The sequence below is a fragment of the Bacteroidales bacterium genome, from assembly GCA_012517825.1.
GTDB lineage: Bacteria > Bacteroidota > Bacteroidia > Bacteroidales > JAAYUG01 > JAAYUG01.
The window spans coordinates 1-19085 of record JAAYUG010000014.1 but is presented as its reverse complement, the minus strand read 5'-3'; the positions used below and the strand labels follow the sequence as shown (position 1 = coordinate 19085).

The window sequence follows — 19085 nt, the reverse complement described above, 5'->3', positions numbered from 1 at the left end:
TAATAAGTTTATCAGCATATTCTGGGAGAAACTTATTTCCTACATTCGCACCTGTTCATCCAGGTTGAAATATGGAACAGCCTTATTCTATTTACAGAGTATCTGCGGTCTCTTATGCAAACACCCTGCCGTTTGTATTTGGGCTTCGTAACGCTCCTGAGCGGCCCGAAATTGACCTCAGCCTTGATACTCCATCCGAATGTGCCATGCGGCTCCAAAACAAGAAGGCTGATATCGGATTGGTTCCTGTGGCGGCACTTCCAACACTGGAATACTACGAAATCATTCCTGGATACTGCCTCGGGGCTGACGGGCCCGTGCGGTCGGTGATGCTCTTCAGTACAGTTCCTGCTGAAAGAATCCGGAAAATCTATCTTGACCCCCAGTCGAGAACATCAAATAACCTCGTCAGGATACTGGCACGGAACTTCTGGCATATTTCCCCTGTGTGGGAAATGGCGCCCGACGATGACAACCACCTTTCAGCAGAGGAAGGTTCTGCCAGAGTTCTTATCGGCGACAGAGCTTTTTATGCAGAATCATCTTATCCGTGGCATTATGATCTGGCAGCCGTGTGGAAGGAATTTACTTCCTTGCCGTTTGTTTTTGCGGTATGGGCCGCCAATACTCCGGTTGATCCCCTATTTGTACAAAAATTCAATTCCGCCCTTCGCTATGGAATCCTGCATATTCCAGAGGCTGCCGCTTCCGTTCATGACCCGAAGCTTCATGCAGCAATTAATCTGGAAAACTATCTGATAAACAATCTGAGCTATCCTCTTGACAATGCGAAGATGGCCGCCATCAAAATGTTTCTTGATATGCTCCGCTCATTATAGCGATTCTTTCACCATATACTCACGGAATTATCCTATTTTTGTCCTTTAGCCCAAAAACGATGAAATCCACATGTTTTACAAAAACAAACACAGCGGTAATAAAATGACGAGCATGTGGGTTCCATCATGCCATTGAAAATCAATTAGATTATGATGAAAACAAAAACCAAGAAACAGGTTTTTCTTTTTCTGGTATTATGTTTATTGTTCCCTTCCTGGACTTCACTTCAGGATGATACCCTGCAGCAGAAAACAAAGATTTATGTAATTCCCCTGAAACAGGAAATTTTCCCTGCGGCATGGCGCACCATCCAGAAAGCCTTTACAGAGGCAGAGGCTATGAAAGCGGATTTGATTGTAATTCATCTGAACACTTACGGCGGAATGCTCGATGTTGCTGATTCAATCCGTACAAAAATACTGAACTCAGTCATTCCCGTTTATGTGTTCATTGACAATAATGCCGCCTCGGCCGGTGCGCTGATCTCCATTGCAGCAAAAAAAATCTACATGCGAAAGGGAAGCAGCATAGGGGCCGCCACAGTGGTGAATCAGACAGGGGAAAAAATGCCCGACAAATACCAGTCGTTCATGCGTTCCCTGATGCGGGCCACAGCCGAAGCCCACGGGAAAGATACGGTGATAAGCGGCTCAGATACAACCGTTTCCTGGAAAAGGGATCCGCGGATAGCTGAAGCCATGGTTGACGAAGACGTCAGCCTGCCTGGCATTAAAGATACCGGAAAAATCCTCACCTTCACCACCGAAGAAGCTGTAAAATATGGGTATTGCGACGGCATTGCAGAAAGCATTCCCGATCTGTTGCGGATAGAAGGCATTGAAAACTACCAGTTGGCTGAATATCAACCAGGTGCTATAGACAAAATCATTAATTTCCTGCTGAATCCTTTCGTTCATGGCATTCTTATTATGTTGATCATCGGAGGCATTTACTTCGAACTCCAGACTCCCGGAATTGGTTTCCCGCTGGCAGTTGCGATAATGGCTGCACTGCTTTATTTTGCTCCCCTCTACCTGGAAGGGCTTGCCAAAAACTGGGAAATCCTGATTTTTATCACGGGACTGATTCTCCTCGGAGTTGAGATATTCGTTATTCCGGGATTTGGCATTGCCGGCTTTTCCGGAATTGCACTCATCATTGCAGGCCTGACCCTGAGCATGATCGATAACACCAATTTCCAGCTCAGCAGCCCCAAAGGTCTGCAGGAAGTGATGAAAGCCCTCTTTATCGTGATTACCTCCATTGCCATAGCTTTTGGCCTGTCAATATACCTGAGCAAAAAGATTTTTACCGGAAATACCTTTGGAGAACTGGCGCTGAAGACTGTGCAGAACACCCATGAAGGCTACATAGGCATTGATGCAGAACTTCAAAACCTGGTAGGGCAATCGGGTTATGCCCATACCATTCTTCGCCCATCAGGAAAAATACGTCTGGGAGAAGAAATATACGATGCAACCAGTCTTATCGGTTATATAGAAAAAGGGGAACGGGTAAAAATTGTCAAATTCCAGGCAGGACAACTTTATGTTGTAAGGGAAGAGCCCGGGGCATAGTGCCGTAAAACATCCTCCCTTATTTCGGAAGGAAGATAGAATCGCACATCCTTTCCGGCCAAAAGGGCATTCCGGATCATAGTTGAGGAAATGTCTATCAGAGGGGCATCCAACATTCTGCAATTAGTAAGATCGGCTTCTGACACATCGATTCCACGGCGCGGGTAAACGTAGCGTGCGTAATTCCTTGCTATCTCCTGCCAGTCTTTCCATTCATGAAACTGTACCAGGCTGTCGGCCCCCATAATCAGCACGAATTCCCTGTCCTTGTAACTGTTTTCCATTGTTTTCAACGTATTTACCGTATAGGAAGGCATAGTGAGATGCAGTTCAATATCGGAAACATGAATATGGGCATAATTGCCGATGGCCTTTTTCACCATGGAATAGCGAATATCTGCGGAAAGCAACTGGTTCCTATCTTTCAGGGGATTCTGCGGACTGATCACCATCCATACCTCTTCGATATCGGTAAATTCACAAACATAATTCGCAATGATCAGGTGACCGACATGGACAGGATTAAATGATCCAAAAAACAGTCCGGTTTTCACAGCAGATAAGTTAGTAATGATATATTCTGATCTGTTGGCTATTCTTCAGCACCTATAAAATTCACTACCAAGCGGTACACCTCCTCCACAGCCTTCTCCAGTATATTGTTCTCCACCACGGCATCAAATCCGGGAGCAAAACTGAGTTCATATTCCGCTTTGGCCATTCGTTTTTTCAGGCTTTCTTCCGTTTCGGTTCCTCTGGCCCGAAGCCTCTCATAGAGTGTCTGGAGGGAGGGTGGTTTAATAAAGATTGCCAGAGCCTGTGAGCCGAAATATTTCTTCAGGCTGATACCTCCTTTGACATCCACATCGAACAAAGCATGTTTTTTTTCCTGCCAGAGACGTTCGATTTCCGATTTGAGTGTACCATAATACTGGTTTTCGTAAACTTCCTCCCATTCGATAAACTCCCCGTTTTTCACCCTTTTCATAAACTCTTCGGGCGAAAGGAAAAAATAGTCAACGCCGTTTACCTCATTTGATCGCCGGGGCCTGCTGGTAGCTGAAACAGAAAAACCAAGGGGCAAACCCGATGCAAGCAACCGGTGCACGATGGTTGTTTTCCCTGCCCCTGAAGGAGCTGAAACAATGATTGCTTTCCCCTGAAACGAACTCATAAAATATTCAGCAATTGCTCTTTTATTTTTTCCAGTTCATCTTTCATCTCGACCACCTTTTTCTGAATCAGGGCATGGTTGGCCTTTGAACCAAGGGTATTAATTTCTCTACCGATTTCCTGAGAAATGAATCCCAGTTTTCTTCCCTGAAGTTCCTCGTTCTGAACAACTTCCCTGAAATACTTCAGATGATTGGCAAGGCGGATTTTTTCTTCCGTAATGTCGATCTTCTCCAGATGAAAAATGATTTCCTGTTCAAACCGGTTTTCATCAACCCCGTTTTTTCCCAGATACTCTTCAAGATTCCGGCGCAGTTTATCACGGAACGCATCAATCCGTTCCTGCTCAAAGGGAGTGATCTGGTCCAGAAGCTCTTCAATTCTGCTGAGATGCTGAAGAATATCTTTTTCCAGGGCTTTCCCTTCCTGTACCCTGAAGGAAACAAGAAGGTTCAGAGCCTGAGACAGAGCGTCGAAAAGAACTGTCTTTTCTTCTTCAGAAATAAGTATTTGCGGCGTTTTAACTACTTCCGGAAAACGCATCGCCGCCGCAAAAAGAATATCACTTCCGGAAATACCAAACTCTCCGGCCAGTTCGGAAATCTGGGCAAAATATTTTTTCAGGGCTTCCTTATTGAGTTCTGAAACAGAAGTACCGTTAACAAATTCCTGGGTTATGATCAGGTCAACTTTTCCACGGGCTACTTTTTCGGAAACCATCGACCGCATCTCTGATTCAAAGTCGCGGTAAAGAAACGGGATTTTCAGATTCAGATCAAACTGGCGGCTGTTAATGCTTTTAATTTCGACCGTAACGAGCTTATCCTGCATCTGATATTGGGTTTTACCCCAGCCTGTCATGGAGATAAGTGACATAATAATCTGTTTGCTTCAAAATTAACAAATCCTGTTTACCTGGCAGATGGATACCGCACAATAACTTTATTCTTCCATTTCCCGGTTCTGTAATACCAGAAGGCAACCAGAGTTCCTACAATCCATCCGGCCGGTATAGACCACCAGATGCCCTTTTCGCCCATCCAGCCGGAAAGGAGGTAAGCCATAGGGATTCTGATAATCCAAAGTGAAAATATGGAAATAAACATAGGAACCAGTGTATCACCTGCACCCCGCATAACGCCGGTGTAAAGGAACATGAGGGTAAACACAAGGTAAAAGGAACTGACAATCACAAGATACTCCCATCCGATGCGAATAACTTCAGGATCTTTTGTAAACCAACCCATCATATAATGGCCGGTGAAAATAACCAGCAGTGTAACCATCAGGGCAATAATTCCTGCAATTACTATGGTTTTCCGGAGCCCCCTGACAACCCGCTCGGGTTGGTTGGCTCCCAGATTCTGTCCGGTAAAGGTGGAGAGGGCCATGGAAAAATTCATAGCGGGAAGCAGAGCAAAGGAATCAATTCGGCCGGCAACAGAATATGCAGCACTCACGTCGGTACCATAGCTGTTCACTATACCATAAAGAAACAACATGCCCATGGAAACAAAGGTTTGCTGAATTCCACTGGGAAGGCCTACTCTCAGGCTTTTCATAAAAATATCGCGGTCAAAACGCATATTTTTCAATGAGAAATGCAACAAACACTCTTTTTTATTCAGATACCAGATGGCAATAAAAAAGGCTGAACTTTGAGAGAGAATGGTTGCCCAGGCAGCACCGGCTATGCCCCAATGAAAAACTGCCACAAACAGAAACACCAGGCCAAGATTCATCAGGGTGGCATAAATAAGAAAATATAGCGGAGTCTTGGAATCCCCGATGCCCCTCAATGCGGCAGATGTTCCGTTATATCCGAAAAAGAACACCAATCCAAGCAAGTAAGTATTCATAAAGGTTGTGGCCATGGGAACAACTTCTTCGGGCAAACGGGTCACACGGAATATCCATTTTGACAGCAACAGGCCAATAACTGTAAGAAGAACAGAGGCAAAAAACAGGAAAATGTACATTGTGTCAACGGCCAGCTTTACTTTATCATATTGTTTTGCTCCGAAAAACTGGGCTATCACAATGGTTGTACCCATTGTAATTCCAACAACCAGGGAAATCAGTGCGAAAATGATCGGGTACGATGCACCAACTGCTGCCAGTGCAGCTTTTCCAAGGTAGTTGCCCACAACGATACTATCCACAATACTATATAGCTGCTGAAACACATTCCCCAGCAGCATGGGCATGGTAAAGTACAAAATAAGCCGGCCTTCTTCTCCTTCAGTAAGTTTTCTCATTACCTAAAAGCAACAAGGCACAAAGGTGATATAATTTTATAACCAGTGCAATATGGTTCCGGAGTAATTTTTTCCCCGGAAAAACTGGTTAGTAAAATAAGTGTTTATGATTCAACCGGTTTCAGCTGAACGGTAAAATGACGGAGTATGGGTTGCTCTTTCACAATAACATAGCCGGCACGAATGGAATTGCGCCGCTCAAAGATCCTGGCCAGAGCAACGGCAGTGTACATCATATGGTTATCGGTATATACCCTTCGTGGTATGGCCAGCCTGACATATTCAACCTGCGGATAGCGGTTTTCCCTTGTGACCGGGTCTCGGTCGGCCATCAGGGTGCCGATTTCAGCTGAACGAACGCCTCCTTCCCTGTAGAGCTCCACGGCAAGTGTCTGGGCAACAAACTGTTCCCGTGGGACCAAAGGAAGAAAGGACAGGGCATCAACAAATACAGCATGCCCGCCAAAAGGTTTCAGAACCGGTACTCCAAATTCATCGAGCTTTTTTCCCAAAAATTCAACCTGCCGGATTCGTGACTCAAGATATTGTTCATCTACTACTTCCTCGAGTCCTGCCGCCAGAGCCTCCATATCTCTGCCTGCCATGCCGCCATAGGTCAGGTATCCTTCAAACATGATATTGTAAACCGAAGCTTTGTCAAAAACCTCTTTGCTGCGCATACCTATAAGCCCGCCAATGTTCACCAGGCCATCCTTCTTACTGCTCATGGTAAACATATCGGCATAGGAAAGCATTTCAGTTACTATCGCACGGACAGAACGATTTCTGAACTCGGCTTCTCTTTCCCTGATGAACCAGGCATTTTCGGCAAAACGTGCCGCATCAACCAGCAGAGGAATTCCGTATTGACCGGCTAGATTCTTTACCTGCCGGATATTTTCCATCGAAACAGGTTGCCCGCCAACGGTATTGCAGGTAAGGGTAAGTATGACAAAGGGTATTTTTTCTCTGCCATATTTCCGGATGACATCCTCAAGGCGATCAATATCAACGTTCCCCTTAAAAGGATGGCTGAGGGAGGTATCATATGCTTCATTGATAGTACAATCAATGGCAACAGCTTTTCTGAACTCAATATGGCCCTTGGTGGTATCAAAGTGGGCATTCCCCGGTATAATGTCACCTTCCTTAACCAGAGCGGAAAAAAGAACATTCTCTGCAGCCCGCCCCTGGTGTACCGGGAGAAAATAGGGGAACCCCAGAATTTCTTCCACAGCCTTCTTCAATCTGTAATACGAAGAAGCTCCCGCATAACTTTCATCGCCGTTCATAATAGCCGCCCACTGCCGAGCACTCATGGCGCCGGTGCCTGAATCGGTCAGCAAATCGATAAATACCTGTTCGCTCCGGAGGTTGAACAAATTGTAATGTGCTTCCCTGATCCATTGTTCCCGCTGTTCGCGTGTGCTCCTGAAAACAGGCTCAACTGTTTTTATTTTATATGATTCTGCAAAAGGAAAATCCATAAGCATTCAGGTTTATCAAGATTCTGAAAAAGAGAAAAACGCAACTGCCGCAATATTAAAAAGTATCGCGTGCTTTAATATTCCGGAACAGTTGTTTACGGTTCACAACAGAAGCGTGTTTTATTTCATGGAATAAGCAAAGATAAAAACCACCGGGAAAGATCAATATGTTATCGGGCAGGCTATGCCCCGAAACGTAATGTTCCGAACCCTCTAAAAATGTTGCTATTGATAAAGCCCCATATTTCCATCAGATACTATTCAGATGATCCCATTTTTTTGGTAAAACAAAGCCAAAAAACGTTCATAATTTACCATAGAAGATAGTATCCGAAAATTATTCCCTGCCAATTTCTTCTTCCTTTCAGCAATTTGCCTAAAACAATGTTGAAAGAAACCTTCCCAGCCAGGAGAAAATGCCCAGCAACTGAACGGCTGACAGCAATATGGCCGCAACAAGAAACCAGCCTATGAAACGTGCCCCTTTTTTAACGGCCATCCGTGAGGCGGTCCATGCTCCGGCAATGCTCCCTAATGCCAGCAGGAGACCGGGTACAATCTTCACCTGATGATTGGCAAAAAAGACAATGAGAGCCGATATGGTGAGGCACAAAACCGTGAAATTTTTATATGCATTTCCTGAAACTACATTAGACTTTATCCCTAAGACCAATGTGCCGAGCAGAAAGAAACCCACTCCCGCCTGAATAAAGCCTCCGTAGATTCCAACGAAAAACAGAGCTATGACCTGCCAGAACCCCATCTGGAAAAGGTTTTCCTGTTGCCGTCCGAACCATTTTTCCGGCTTAAGAATGATCAGTACCAGCATAATCAGCAGAAGCACTCCAATTGCTCTTCGCATAAGTTCTTCATTCAGGTCGACTGCAATCATGGCTCCAAGAAAGGAACCTACCACAGCAGGCGTGGCGATGATAAGCCCTCTGCGAAGCTGAAAATATCCCTCTTTTCTGAAACTCAGTGTGCTTGTGATGGTTTGAAAAAGAATTCCAAGGCGGTTTGTTCCATTTGCCACATTGGCCGGCATACCCAGAAATATCAGGAGAGGTAGGGTAATCAGGGAACCACTTCCGGCAATTGTGTTAATAAAACCTGCAGCAAAACCAGCCAATATAACGGCAATTGCAGTATACCAAAGCATAGAAGCGGGCTGTTACCAGGCAAACAGTGGATATTCTTTCATCATGGAATTTACTCTGGTTCTTACTCGTTCAATTACCTTCTCGTCATCAGGATGCGACAGAACTTCATCGATCATTTCCACAATGACCGGCATTGCATCTTCTTTCAGGCCGCGGGTAGTAATGGCAGGAGTACCCACCCTGACGCCGGATGTTTGAAAAGGAGTGCGGCTGTCAAACGGAACCATGTTTTTGTTCAATGTAATATCAGCCTTTACCAGAGCATTTTCGGCTGCTTTTCCTGTAAGATCCGGGAACTTGGAACGGAGGTCAATCAGCATTGAATGATTGTCGGTGCCTCCGGAAATAATTTTATATCCTTTGTCAACAAAAGCCTGAGCCATTGTTCTGGCATTGGATACTACCTGTTTAACATAAGCTTCATACGATTGGGAAAGGGCTTCTCCAAAAGAAACTGCTTTGGCTGCAATAACATGTTCCAGAGGTCCGCCCTGAATACCCGGGAATACAGCAGAATCAAGCATCTGGGTAATCGTTTTCAATTCTCCCTTAGGGGTTTTGACTCCCCATGGGTTGGGGAAATCCTCTCCAACCAGGATCATTCCCCCGCGCGGCCCTCGCAATGTTTTGTGGGTAGTGGTTGTCACAATGTGGCAATGCGGAAAAGGATTCCTGAGCAACCCTTTTGCAATCAATCCGGCAGGATGAGCAATGTCGGCCATAAGCAAAGCACCAACTTTGTCGGCTATGGCCCGCATGCGGGCATAATCCCAGTCACGCGAATACGCTGAAGCTCCTGCTACTATGAGACGCGGTTTTTCGCGCAGGGCAGTTTCTTCCATCCTGTCATAATCCACCATACCTGTATCAGGATTAAGTGTGTAGGAAACAGCACGATAGAGGATACCTGAATAATTGACGGGCGAGCCATGGGTAAGATGCCCTCCGTGCGATAAATCCAGCCCCATAAGAGTATCACCGGGTTTCAGCACACACATCATAACAGCAGCATTGGCCTGTGCACCTGAATGCGGCTGAACATTGGCCCATACTGCTCCAAACAGTTTTTTCGCCCTGTCGATGGCCAGCTGCTCCACCTCATCCACTACCTGACATCCTCCATAATAACGGCGTCCAGGATATCCTTCGGCATATTTATTGGTCAATACCGACCCCATTGCTCTCAATACCTGTTCGCTGACGAAATTCTCAGAAGCAATCAGCTCAATACCATGCACCTGACGTTCCTGCTCCTTCCGGATAAGTTCAAAAATCAGATTGTCCTGTTCCATAGGTTGATGTTTAAAATTGAAGTTTTCTCATATCCAATGTTCAATGTTTCGCTCAAAAATAGTGAAAAGTGTTCAGCAGAAAGCACCATCTCCGATAGTATGTTTTTTTTCACTTTGTTTTCTATTCTTCTGAAAACTCCTTCATAACGTCCCGGTATGCTGAAAAGACCCTGGCACGGGAAATAAAACCCATGTATTTGCCCTTCTCCACTACCGGCAGGTTCCATGACCGGGACTCTTCGAATTTGCTCACAATGCTTTCCATACGTTCATTCAGATAAACATAGGCAGGAGGTACATGCATGATATTTTCCACCGAAATCATATTGTACATATCCTTGTCAAACATAATATGCCGTATATCATCGAGCATAACAATACCCAAAAGGTATCCTTCCTCGTCAGTAACCGGAAAAATATTTCTTTTCGAAGCCGAGACCATTTTTACCAGGTCGCCGAGCCGCATTTCGGGGCGCACAGCAACAAAATCAGTTTCGATGAGATTTTTCAGGTTCATCATGGTAAGCACGGCTTTGTCCTTGTGATGTGTAATAAGATCCCCCTCTTCAGCAAGCCTGCGGTGATAAATTGAATGCGGCTCAAATGACCGGATGGTCAAAAAGGAAAGGGTTGAAGTAATGATAAGTGGAATAAACAGCTGATAGCCACCTGTTATTTCTGCAATCAAAAATATCGCTGTAAGCGGCGCATGCATAACACCCGACATAACCCCGGCCATGCCGGCCAGAGCAAAATTTCTGGAGGATATTTCTCCAAAACCCAGATAATGCAAAACGAACACAAGAAAATATCCGGCAATTCCACCCACGAAGAGCGATGGAGCGAAAAGCCCCCCTACCCCTCCGCTGCCATTTGTAAAAGCCATGGCATATACCTTTAGCAGCAAGATCAATAACAAATAACCGGCAAAAACCCAGAACTCATTTCTGAAAGGATAGAACATACTATGTTCTGCAAGCTGAAAAGGATCACCTCCCAGAACGTGTCGAAGGCTGCTGTATCCTTCTCCGAACAGGGGAGGAAACAAATAAATCATTGTTCCCACAAGAAGACCACCAGAAACCAATCTCAGCCATGGATTGCGGATTCTGTGGATTAAGCTTTCAGCCCGAAAGGCAGATTTCGAAAAATACAGGGAGACAAAACCCGTAAAGACACCCAGCAACAGGTAAAAAGGAATATTTCTCAGAACAAAAGGGTCAGAAATGGTAAAAGAAAACTCAACTCCCTGTCCCAGAAGAAAATAAGCAACGGTTGCCGCTGTTACAGACGAAATCAATAGCGGAATAATAGAAGATAAGGTCAGGTCAAACATCAGAACTTCCAGGACAAAAACCACAGCCGCTATGGGGGCTTTAAAAATTCCGGCTATAGCTCCCGCAGCGCCGCATCCCAGAAGCAAGACGGTAGTGCGATAATTGGTTTTAAGAAGGCGGCCCAGATTGGAACCTATGGCTGAGCCTGTCATCACAATTGGGGCCTCCATTCCTACTGAACCTCCGAAACCCACCGTTATGGAACCGGCAATCATGGAACTCCATGTATTATGGAAAGGCAGGTTGGCTTCTCCACGCGAAATGGCATGAAGAACCTTCGTTACACCATGACTGATCGAGTCTTTTACAAAATAGCGAACAAAAACAAACGTAAAAAAGATCCCTGCAAGCGGTAATGTGAAATAGAGCAGTGATGTGCCCGAAATCTGCAAATTCTCCGAAATGAACCGGTGGAAAAAATACACCAGGTTTTTCATCAGAACCGCAGACAGGCCCGACAATAGGCCGACAACAAAGCTCAGCAGGAGAATAAAATTCCGGTTGGTAACCAGGTTGTCATTACGCAACAATTTTCTTATCCGTTTCAGATTGATTCTCTTCTTGTTTCCTTCTTCAGAAGTTCCCTTGCTCATAATTAGGCAGTATCACAGGATAAGAAAGTTCGCAGGATTATTTAATAACGCACAAAGATAACAACTGATAACAAAGAGAAAAAGCGCATTTGCGGAAAATGAAACGGATTCATACAACCGGTTTGGATATTGTGTTATAAAACATATTTTTGCAAAAACAAGGAACAAGAGCTATGCTGACTGTTGAAAAAATAGGTGGAACCTCTATGTCGAAGTTCGGAGATGTTCTCCGAAATATCATTATGCGGAACCGTTCTGCAGAAGATTATTATAACCGGATCTTTGTTGTTTCGGCCTATAACAATGTTACCAACTGGCTTCTGGAACACAAAAAAACCGGAGAACCCGGTATATACAGCACGTTTGTTTCCGGTGGGGATTACCGCACTGCACTGAAAGACCTTTTAAAAAAGCTTATTGACATTAATAAGGGTTTTTCGGACATAGGTCTGGATCTTGTTGTTGCTGAAAATTTTATAACCGAAAGAATCCGGCAGGCGGAAAATTATCTGCAAAGTTTGTCACAGGTAATGGCTTCAGGGTATGTAGTCAGGGAAAACATTCTTCATGCCGCGCGGGAGATACTGGCCTCAATAGGAGAAGCACATTCCGCCTTCAATTCGGTCAACATTCTTCAGCATCACGGGATCAATGCCACTTTTGTTGATCTCTGCGGATTTAACGATCCCGAACCCTTGACCATTGATGAACGCATACGGAAAATGTTTTCAGGAATTGATTTTTCGAAAACCCTTTGTATTGCAACCGGATATACAAAAGGAACCGAAGGTATCATGCGTGAATTCGACAGGGGCTATTCCGAAATTACGTTCAGCAAAATAGCGGTGGCGGTAAAAGCCGGTGAAGCGATCATTCATAAGGAATACCATCTGTCTTCGGCTGATCCTCTCATTGTAGGGGTTGAAAACAGCCGGCCGGTTGGGTTCACCAACTACAATGTTGCTGACCAGCTGGCAGATGTTGGAATGGAAGCCATTCATCCGAAAGCATCCAAGCCGCTGGAAGTTGCCAATATCAACCTGCGCATCAAAAACACCTTTGAACCGGACCATCCGGGAACCTTAATATCACGGAATTACAGAAATCCGGAACCCAGAATTGAAATTATTACCGGCACAGACAAAGTGCTTGTGATTGAAATACAGGAACCCCTTATGGTAGGTCAGGTGGGTTTCGATCTCGGAATCATGCAGGTTTTCCAGAAGCACAGAGTAAGTTATATCCTGAAGGCAACCAATGCCAATAGTATTTCCATGGTGGTATGGGATAACCGGCAAAGCGCCGAACTGATTAATGAGTTGAAATCGCTTTACGACACCGTTACTATAAAACCGGCATCCATAGTCTGTGCTATAGGATCGAACATTACGGGCCCCGGAATACTGGCCCGTGCAGCAAGCGCTATGGCACGCGAAAACATCAATATTGACTGCCTTTCCTTGTCATTATCCCAGGTCAATATTCAGTTTGTTGTCGGCAGACAGGATTTCAGGAAAGCAATTATTGCCCTCAATCAAGAACTCTGCCTTTCATAGGACAGTGGGTCTTATTCTTACCAGTTTTATCGGACCCATCAGACCCGACTTTTTCAGAGGTTTGTTTTTGTCGAGATACAGCTGCACGGGAGCACTTGTCCATACGGTACTGACTTTCCCTTTCTCAATAAAGTCGCCTATGATCCGGTTTCTGTAAACATTGTTCACCTCCACCTCCAGCTCATTTTCCTTATTCAGGACACCTCTGACAGGAAGCATAATATATGGGTTCCACACATAACCAAGGTGTTTGCCATTGAGGGTGACTTTAGCCATTGAACCAACTTCTCCGAGCGAAAGCAATACGGAGTCTTTTCCTGAAACGTATTCTTCAGGAACAGAAAACTTCAGACGGTATAGGCCTGTTCCGGAAAAATACTTAATATCCGGGTTGGGAAACTCAGTCCATGATACCAGCTGGTATATTTCCAGGGGTTTCAGATTTGACGGATAAGTAGATGAAAAATTCAGTGTTCCGGTAAAGTTTTCAACATAAAACGTATCCGGAGTATCCAGTTGGACAGAAATGGTCTTTCCTCCGGCATACCGCATGACATATTCTCCGGGCAATGCTGAGAATGATTTGATTTTATTGCCCTCCCACCATGCAGAAGGAGGGGAAATCAGGGACGAACTCCTGTCAGATGCAGGGAAAACCTGATCTTTGCCAAAATAAACACTTTCAATAAACCTACCGCTGCCCGTACCTGTAAACACAAACAGCAGGGATTCTCTGGGTTTTAGTGAAAAAGGCAGGCAGATCCGCCCGTCTTTAAGATATCGGCAAACAGCAGGACGAATTATTGTTCCGTCCACCGGATTCCAGATTTCGGGAGAGCGCGCACTGGCGTTGAAAATCCCTTCCCTAACAAGCACGGAATCGGTTTGGTTAAACAGAAAGAAAATATCCGCATTTTCAGTTTTCTTATGGATAAACATCAGGTTCAACGAATCGGGATGTCCAGTTTCAAACTCAGGAAGGACGCCAATTTTTTTCAATACTTCCGGCAGTGGCATGCCCCAATAGACTTTGCCTTTGCCATATTGGTTTTCGGTATAATCTTTCCCGTCAATAGGCCCCCAGATTCGGGCAGTTAGCATATCAAACTTTTTTTGCTCTGATGTTTCCCTCAATGAGAGCAGTCTTCGGGGCCGTGGTCCGTAGAGGTTGGCCCCCTGATGAACCAGCTGTTCAATAGCCTCCAGTGTGGCAATGTTCATTCCACTGCTGCCAGGGAGAATCAGAAGATCAAATTCTGAGCCGTCACATAATACTTTGTTCTTTTTTTCTTTTGTTTTTGAAAGGAGAATATCCTGATTGCAAAGCGAAACGGGGTAGCCAAAAGGCAAATTAAGATCGGCCAGAAAATCAAGTGCCTGGGGTTGCTGATCACCTGCATATACCAGCAGGCGGGATACCTGCTTACCTTCCTGAAGAACAGATTGAATTCGGGCATGATAGGTTAACCAATCAGAAAGATGGTCCCAATAAAGATTATTCCGGTTGAAATGAGAACCCCACAGCAACAGAGTCATCCCGGGTTTACGGTCAAACGGCTGGTGAACATAACTGTGCAAAATGAACTGATTGATACCACTGCAGTACGCCCGGTCGCCGAAGCATTTCAGATCCCATGGCGATTCGCTGTAGTGAGCCTGTGCTGTATAGGATTCAGCGCCCATTACCGGTTTGTTGTACATAGCAGCAGCAAATGCAGGAAAATTGTATTCAGGTTGATAGGCTGGTGTATATTCGGGATAGGAAGTGGCCGGATTATGACCCGCCCAAAATTCAAACATCGGCAAATCGGCATAGGAATTTGCTTTCAATATGTCCAGGGGCGGATATCCGGCTCCGCCGTATGTGACTTCGGCATGGAAATCCACACCCATACGATGGCAGAGCTGGCTGAAATGTTGGTAATAATATTCTTCAATAAGTTCAGCAATTGTCTTTCTGAAATCGTAAAGAAAGGCATCCATTTGTTCCGGCTGGGTTACATTCATTCCACAAAGCACAGGCAGCCATGGCATTATACTGTAACCACGCCTTTTTTCAAACTCGGCAGGGAAATTTCCCGTCCAGTTCTGATATCCGCATTCCCAGCTGTCGATAAAAATATACCGGAAGGTGCTTCCTGCCAGGGAGCCCGCTTCCTTTATCAATCGGGCAGGGAAATTGCTGAAATGAACATTCAGGGCAACCGTATCCATTTTATCGCATTCAAGGCCGGTTCCTTCTGCAGTTGCCGGGGCATTGGTAGCTCCCGTAGTTGTATATCCAAAACGAATGATAGCCCAGTTTCCGTTAGGAACATCCCAGGTGAAGGCGCCATCGGAAGTCATAAAGGCAGAAACATCTACTGTATTAGGCGTTTTCGGATAGTACTTCTCCGATACAATTGCAGGTAATCTTTCAAAATCAATCATTCTGCCTGCTTTTGCCGAAACCGTTTTTGCCGTTAAAGAAGGCATAACCGGCGCAAATAAGGGTTTTTCGTAAGCTTTCAGCAATTCGGCCTCCGCAATGGTAAACGGAAGAAAACTGTCAAAATCAGACAAGTCGTCAATCTGTAAACGATAGAACCTGTATTCCGAAGGAGGAATAGTTGTTTCAACGCTTTCATTTAATCCTTTTATTTCAAAGCGCGCAATTTGCTTAAAAGAGCGACCATTATCAGACCCCCAGAGGGAATATCGGCTGACAAATGCAGCCGCATCGGCCCACATAAAACGCTTCCGGGGATGAATCACAATCTTGTCGGCCCGGAAAGGCTGATCAAAGGCAAATTCGATCTGATTTCCGCGCACGACCGGTAAAGCACTGACAGGGTTTCCATCAGCAAGCCAATCAGCGGAAACTGCAGATGGTTTCCTGCTGCCTGTTCCCAAAAGCTGATTGAATGCATCCCCTGAAGCATTGCCATAATTCCCTGTCAATAAGGTAATCTTAGGTTTGCAGGTATAAAATGATCCTGGAGTTTCATTTGTCCTTATGGCAACAACAGCTACATCCCGATAGAAATCTTTCTCGGAATAGGGTTTAGGAAGCTGGATAGACACCTTTCTGCCGCCGGTAACTATTGTTTTGGTCCATACATACTGTTTCATCGACATCTCGGGAGTAATCCATGGCCCTCCGCTGGAACTCCATCCGTCGCAATTGTGTGCACCCAGAACGATTCCCAGTCTGTCAGCTTCCTGCAAGGCCCAGCGGAACATCTCATACCATTCGGGAGAATTGAACCTAACCCTGGAAATTCCAAAATCTTCCCCACCAAAGAGACCAATATTCAAAATGGTAGCCTGGCTTATACCCTGTTGCTTCATTGCTTCCAGATCCTTCGTAATTCCTTCCTTTGTGATATTCCCGTCCATCCAGTGCCACCATACACGCACCTGAGCCTTAGAAGAAGGATGTATAAACTGTTCCCGGAACGAAACAGTGTCATGTTTCTGGCATCCTGCCAATAAGAGTATAAAACCAAAAATGCCGACAGAAATGAATTTGAACGGTTTCATGGTGGAAGACATTAAAAAGCTAAAAAATCTTGAGTATGCAAATTACTAAAAATTGTGCATCAGGAAAAAAATTGTTATCTTTCTCTGATAATCAAAACCTTAATCAAAATGAAACATCCATCCTTCCTGGTTGTTTTTCTTCTGGCCGGTTTTTTCCTGGCATGGGGTTGTACGAGCACCTCAACATCAAAACTTATTAGTGTTGAGGATTATACCTTTGCCCGTGCCGATGACTCAGGAAATCTGAATCCGGTTGCTTCACCTTCCACCTTCCGAAAAGGCGAAAAAGTCCATCTGGTGCTTTTGCATGTCGGACCTTTTAAAAAAGATTCTGCCGGACTTAATTGGTTCGATATGGACATTCGCGTTTCTGATCCAGACGGTACTGAAATCAATTCAGGTGAATCGTTGCTCGGTGAAAGCGGGCATATTGCATTGCCTGAAAATTATGCTAAGTCACCCTATGCTTCCTTTCAGACGGATGAGTCCATGAAAAGCGGCAAATACAAATTCACGGTAACCATCTACGACAGGATAGGACAAGGGAAAGCAACTGTATCGGCCTTCTTTTACCTTGAATGATGCAACAATGATTGGATGAGGAAAACCATTTTTCGTAAAGAAAAACAACCAAGTATCATTCCTTCTCTGACCTGGTGAATTCAATTTCGAATTCCGAAAGGTATAAATCGGGTTTTCCGGCCGGAAAATACTTGTAATACAATCTTGCCCTTCTTCCCAATTTTGTACTGCTGTTTTTTTGAGTTATATCATCTGGCGATCCGGTTGGCTGAAGGGAAGGATACCAGATAATATCACCGGGCTTATTGATAAGAAGCTGAGGTTTAGTCCATTCCTGGGAATTTTGTGATTTACCAAGGTCTTTATTGAAATTAAACGAAATGTATATAGCTGAGCCAACCCATTTAGGGGCTTCAGCCCTTGCCATAAGCATAACCCAGCATTGCAAATAAGAATTCCAGCTTACGGAAGGGCCCCAATAAAATTTTGAATTGCCCGCAGAAGCAGGGCCTCCTCCTTCTTCCATTGGAATCTGAAGCGCACTGATCGGTTTTCCAATGCCGTCATAGGGTGCGGAAAATGATTTTCCGTCCCACCGTTTTGCCTTGCCAGCAGGATTATCCAGATCACTCAATGGAATACGGGCAACGCTGATGCATTGTCCTTCCCATTCTCTTTCTTTTTTATAGCTAACTGGATCATACACACCTGCGTATCCATACTCACCATAAAAGACGTAAAGATAATTTCCTGATGCAACAGCAGAAGGGTCACCAACTCCTCCCGCAAATGTGAGCGAAGTATTGTGGGGTTTCAGAATCATCCGGGGCTGTTTATCTTCAAGAATGATTCCCTTGTCAATCCATGTTTTTCCCCCGTCGATTGATTTCATAATACCTATCCGGCAAACGGCGGCTTCTGTTGTATCTCCCAGCAATCCTTCCGGCCAGTTAAGCGGCAGGTATCCTTCTCCTGTAACAGGGTTATAAGGATAATTCTTTGGGTACAATTCATTATGGTATAATGCATACAACGTTTTTTCAGAGGGATCTCTCCTGTCTTTATAAATGGTTTCAAACCACACAGCACCATGCAGTCCGTTCAAATGAGGATCAACGCTTAGAGGAAGAACTGGTTTTTCAAAATTTACCCATGGAGTACTGAAAACCTGTTCCGGGTTCGTTCCACTGGCATATCGCAACAGGTCGGCATCTCCCCATACGGGGTCTTTGCCATACTTACCGGAAAAAATACGAAATGTGTCTTTAATCCATACTTCCGCCATATTACAATCCACATATCCTTCAAAAACAATTACTTTTTCTGCAGGTTTCACAACGACCGAAGGCCGGGGTTGGGCTATCCCATTCAGGCAGGATAATAAGAAATAGGCAAACAATAGGTTATACCGTGTTTTCATAATTATTGTGTAAACTCCGATAAAAATAGGAAAAATGTGCCTGATGCAACCATTCCTTTAGCTTCAATCATTGCCTCAGATTAACAAAGAAGGATTCACCTCACATTATTTGCTGGCAAATGTGCAGGACTGCATTCACTTCATCTCAGCGGGGTAAATATTCTGAGGGATGTCTCTAAGTTTCGTTTTTCGGAACAATTGAAAAGGATCTCAAACAAAAAAGAGAAAGGGCTGTTTCGGATACCGCAACAGCCCCTCTTTATCTGCATTCAATGCTCAGGCTTCTCCAGCCGGGCCAAAGGTCATTGGAATAACATTCGGACCGGGTTCAACCACTTTAATAGGTCC

Annotated in this window: 14 protein-coding genes; 4 read left to right on the top strand and 10 right to left on the bottom strand. The window is 44.8% G+C overall.

What is annotated here, in order from left to right:
* Positions 1-71 precede the first annotated feature (71 nt).
* Both GX419_01115 and GX419_01110 read left to right on the top strand, forming a co-directional pair.
* Positions 72-839: a menaquinone biosynthesis protein gene (locus GX419_01115; GenBank protein NLI23292.1), complete on the top strand. Its 768-nt coding sequence runs from the start codon at positions 72-74 to the stop codon at positions 837-839.
* Positions 840-992: 153 nt separating this feature from the next.
* On the top strand, positions 993-2417 hold the full coding sequence (locus GX419_01110; protein ID NLI23291.1) for a nodulation protein NfeD: 1425 nt from the start codon (positions 993-995) through the stop codon (positions 2415-2417).
* Here the strand turns inward: GX419_01110 and GX419_01105 are convergent.
* From GX419_01105 to GX419_01070, 8 genes are all read right to left on the bottom strand, one after another.
* Positions 2387-2992, bottom strand: coding sequence for a nicotinate-nucleotide adenylyltransferase (locus GX419_01105; GenBank protein ID NLI23290.1), 606 nt, complete (start codon positions 2990-2992; stop codon positions 2387-2389). The two genes, GX419_01110 and GX419_01105, sit on opposite strands and share 31 nt — an antisense overlap.
* A gap of 17 nt (positions 2993-3009) precedes the next feature.
* Complete coding sequence (gene gmk / locus GX419_01100) at positions 3010-3591, bottom strand: guanylate kinase (GenBank protein NLI23289.1); 582 nt, start codon at positions 3589-3591, stop codon at positions 3010-3012.
* On the bottom strand, positions 3588-4466 hold the full coding sequence (locus tag GX419_01095) for a YicC family protein (GenBank protein ID NLI23288.1): 879 nt from the start codon (positions 4464-4466) through the stop codon (positions 3588-3590). The genes gmk and GX419_01095 overlap by 4 nt, the downstream gene beginning before the upstream one ends.
* Before the next feature lie 35 nt (positions 4467-4501).
* Positions 4502-5848 (bottom strand): MATE family efflux transporter, encoded by a 1347-nt coding sequence (locus GX419_01090; protein NLI23287.1) that lies wholly within the window; start codon positions 5846-5848, stop codon positions 4502-4504.
* A gap of 104 nt (positions 5849-5952) precedes the next feature.
* Positions 5953-7335, bottom strand: coding sequence for a tryptophanase (locus GX419_01085; GenBank protein NLI23286.1), 1383 nt, complete (start codon positions 7333-7335; stop codon positions 5953-5955).
* A 376-nt stretch (positions 7336-7711) separates the two neighbouring features.
* Positions 7712-8494, bottom strand: a complete 783-nt coding sequence (locus tag GX419_01080) for a sulfite exporter TauE/SafE family protein (GenBank protein ID NLI23285.1) — start codon at positions 8492-8494, stop codon at positions 7712-7714.
* Positions 8495-8506: 12 nt separating this feature from the next.
* Positions 8507-9787 carry a serine hydroxymethyltransferase gene (locus GX419_01075; protein ID NLI23284.1) on the bottom strand — a complete coding sequence of 427 codons (1281 nt, stop codon included), beginning with the start codon at positions 9785-9787 and terminating at the stop codon, positions 8507-8509.
* Between the two features lie 121 nt (positions 9788-9908).
* Complete coding sequence (locus GX419_01070; protein NLI23283.1) at positions 9909-11717, bottom strand: chloride channel protein; 1809 nt, start codon at positions 11715-11717, stop codon at positions 9909-9911.
* A gap of 173 nt (positions 11718-11890) precedes the next feature.
* On the opposite strand from GX419_01070, the gene GX419_01065 reads away from it, so the two are divergent.
* Entirely contained in the window at positions 11891-13273 is a 1383-nt protein-coding gene (locus tag GX419_01065; GenBank protein NLI23282.1) for an aspartate kinase, read from the top strand.
* Here the strand turns inward: GX419_01065 and GX419_01060 are convergent.
* A complete protein-coding gene (locus tag GX419_01060) occupies positions 13268-16795 on the bottom strand; it encodes a hypothetical protein (GenBank protein NLI23281.1) in 3528 nt (1175 codons plus the stop codon). The genes GX419_01065 and GX419_01060 overlap by 6 nt on opposite strands.
* A 108-nt stretch (positions 16796-16903) precedes the next feature.
* Between GX419_01060 and GX419_01055 the strand changes: the two genes are divergently transcribed.
* Positions 16904-17377: a hypothetical protein gene (locus GX419_01055; GenBank protein NLI23280.1), complete on the top strand. Its 474-nt coding sequence runs from the start codon at positions 16904-16906 to the stop codon at positions 17375-17377.
* Between the two features lie 55 nt (positions 17378-17432).
* On the opposite strand, the gene GX419_01050 is transcribed toward GX419_01055, so the two are convergent.
* Entirely contained in the window at positions 17433-18737 is a 1305-nt protein-coding gene (locus GX419_01050; protein ID NLI23279.1) for a hypothetical protein, read from the bottom strand.
* Between the last annotated feature and the right edge of the window lie 348 nt (positions 18738-19085).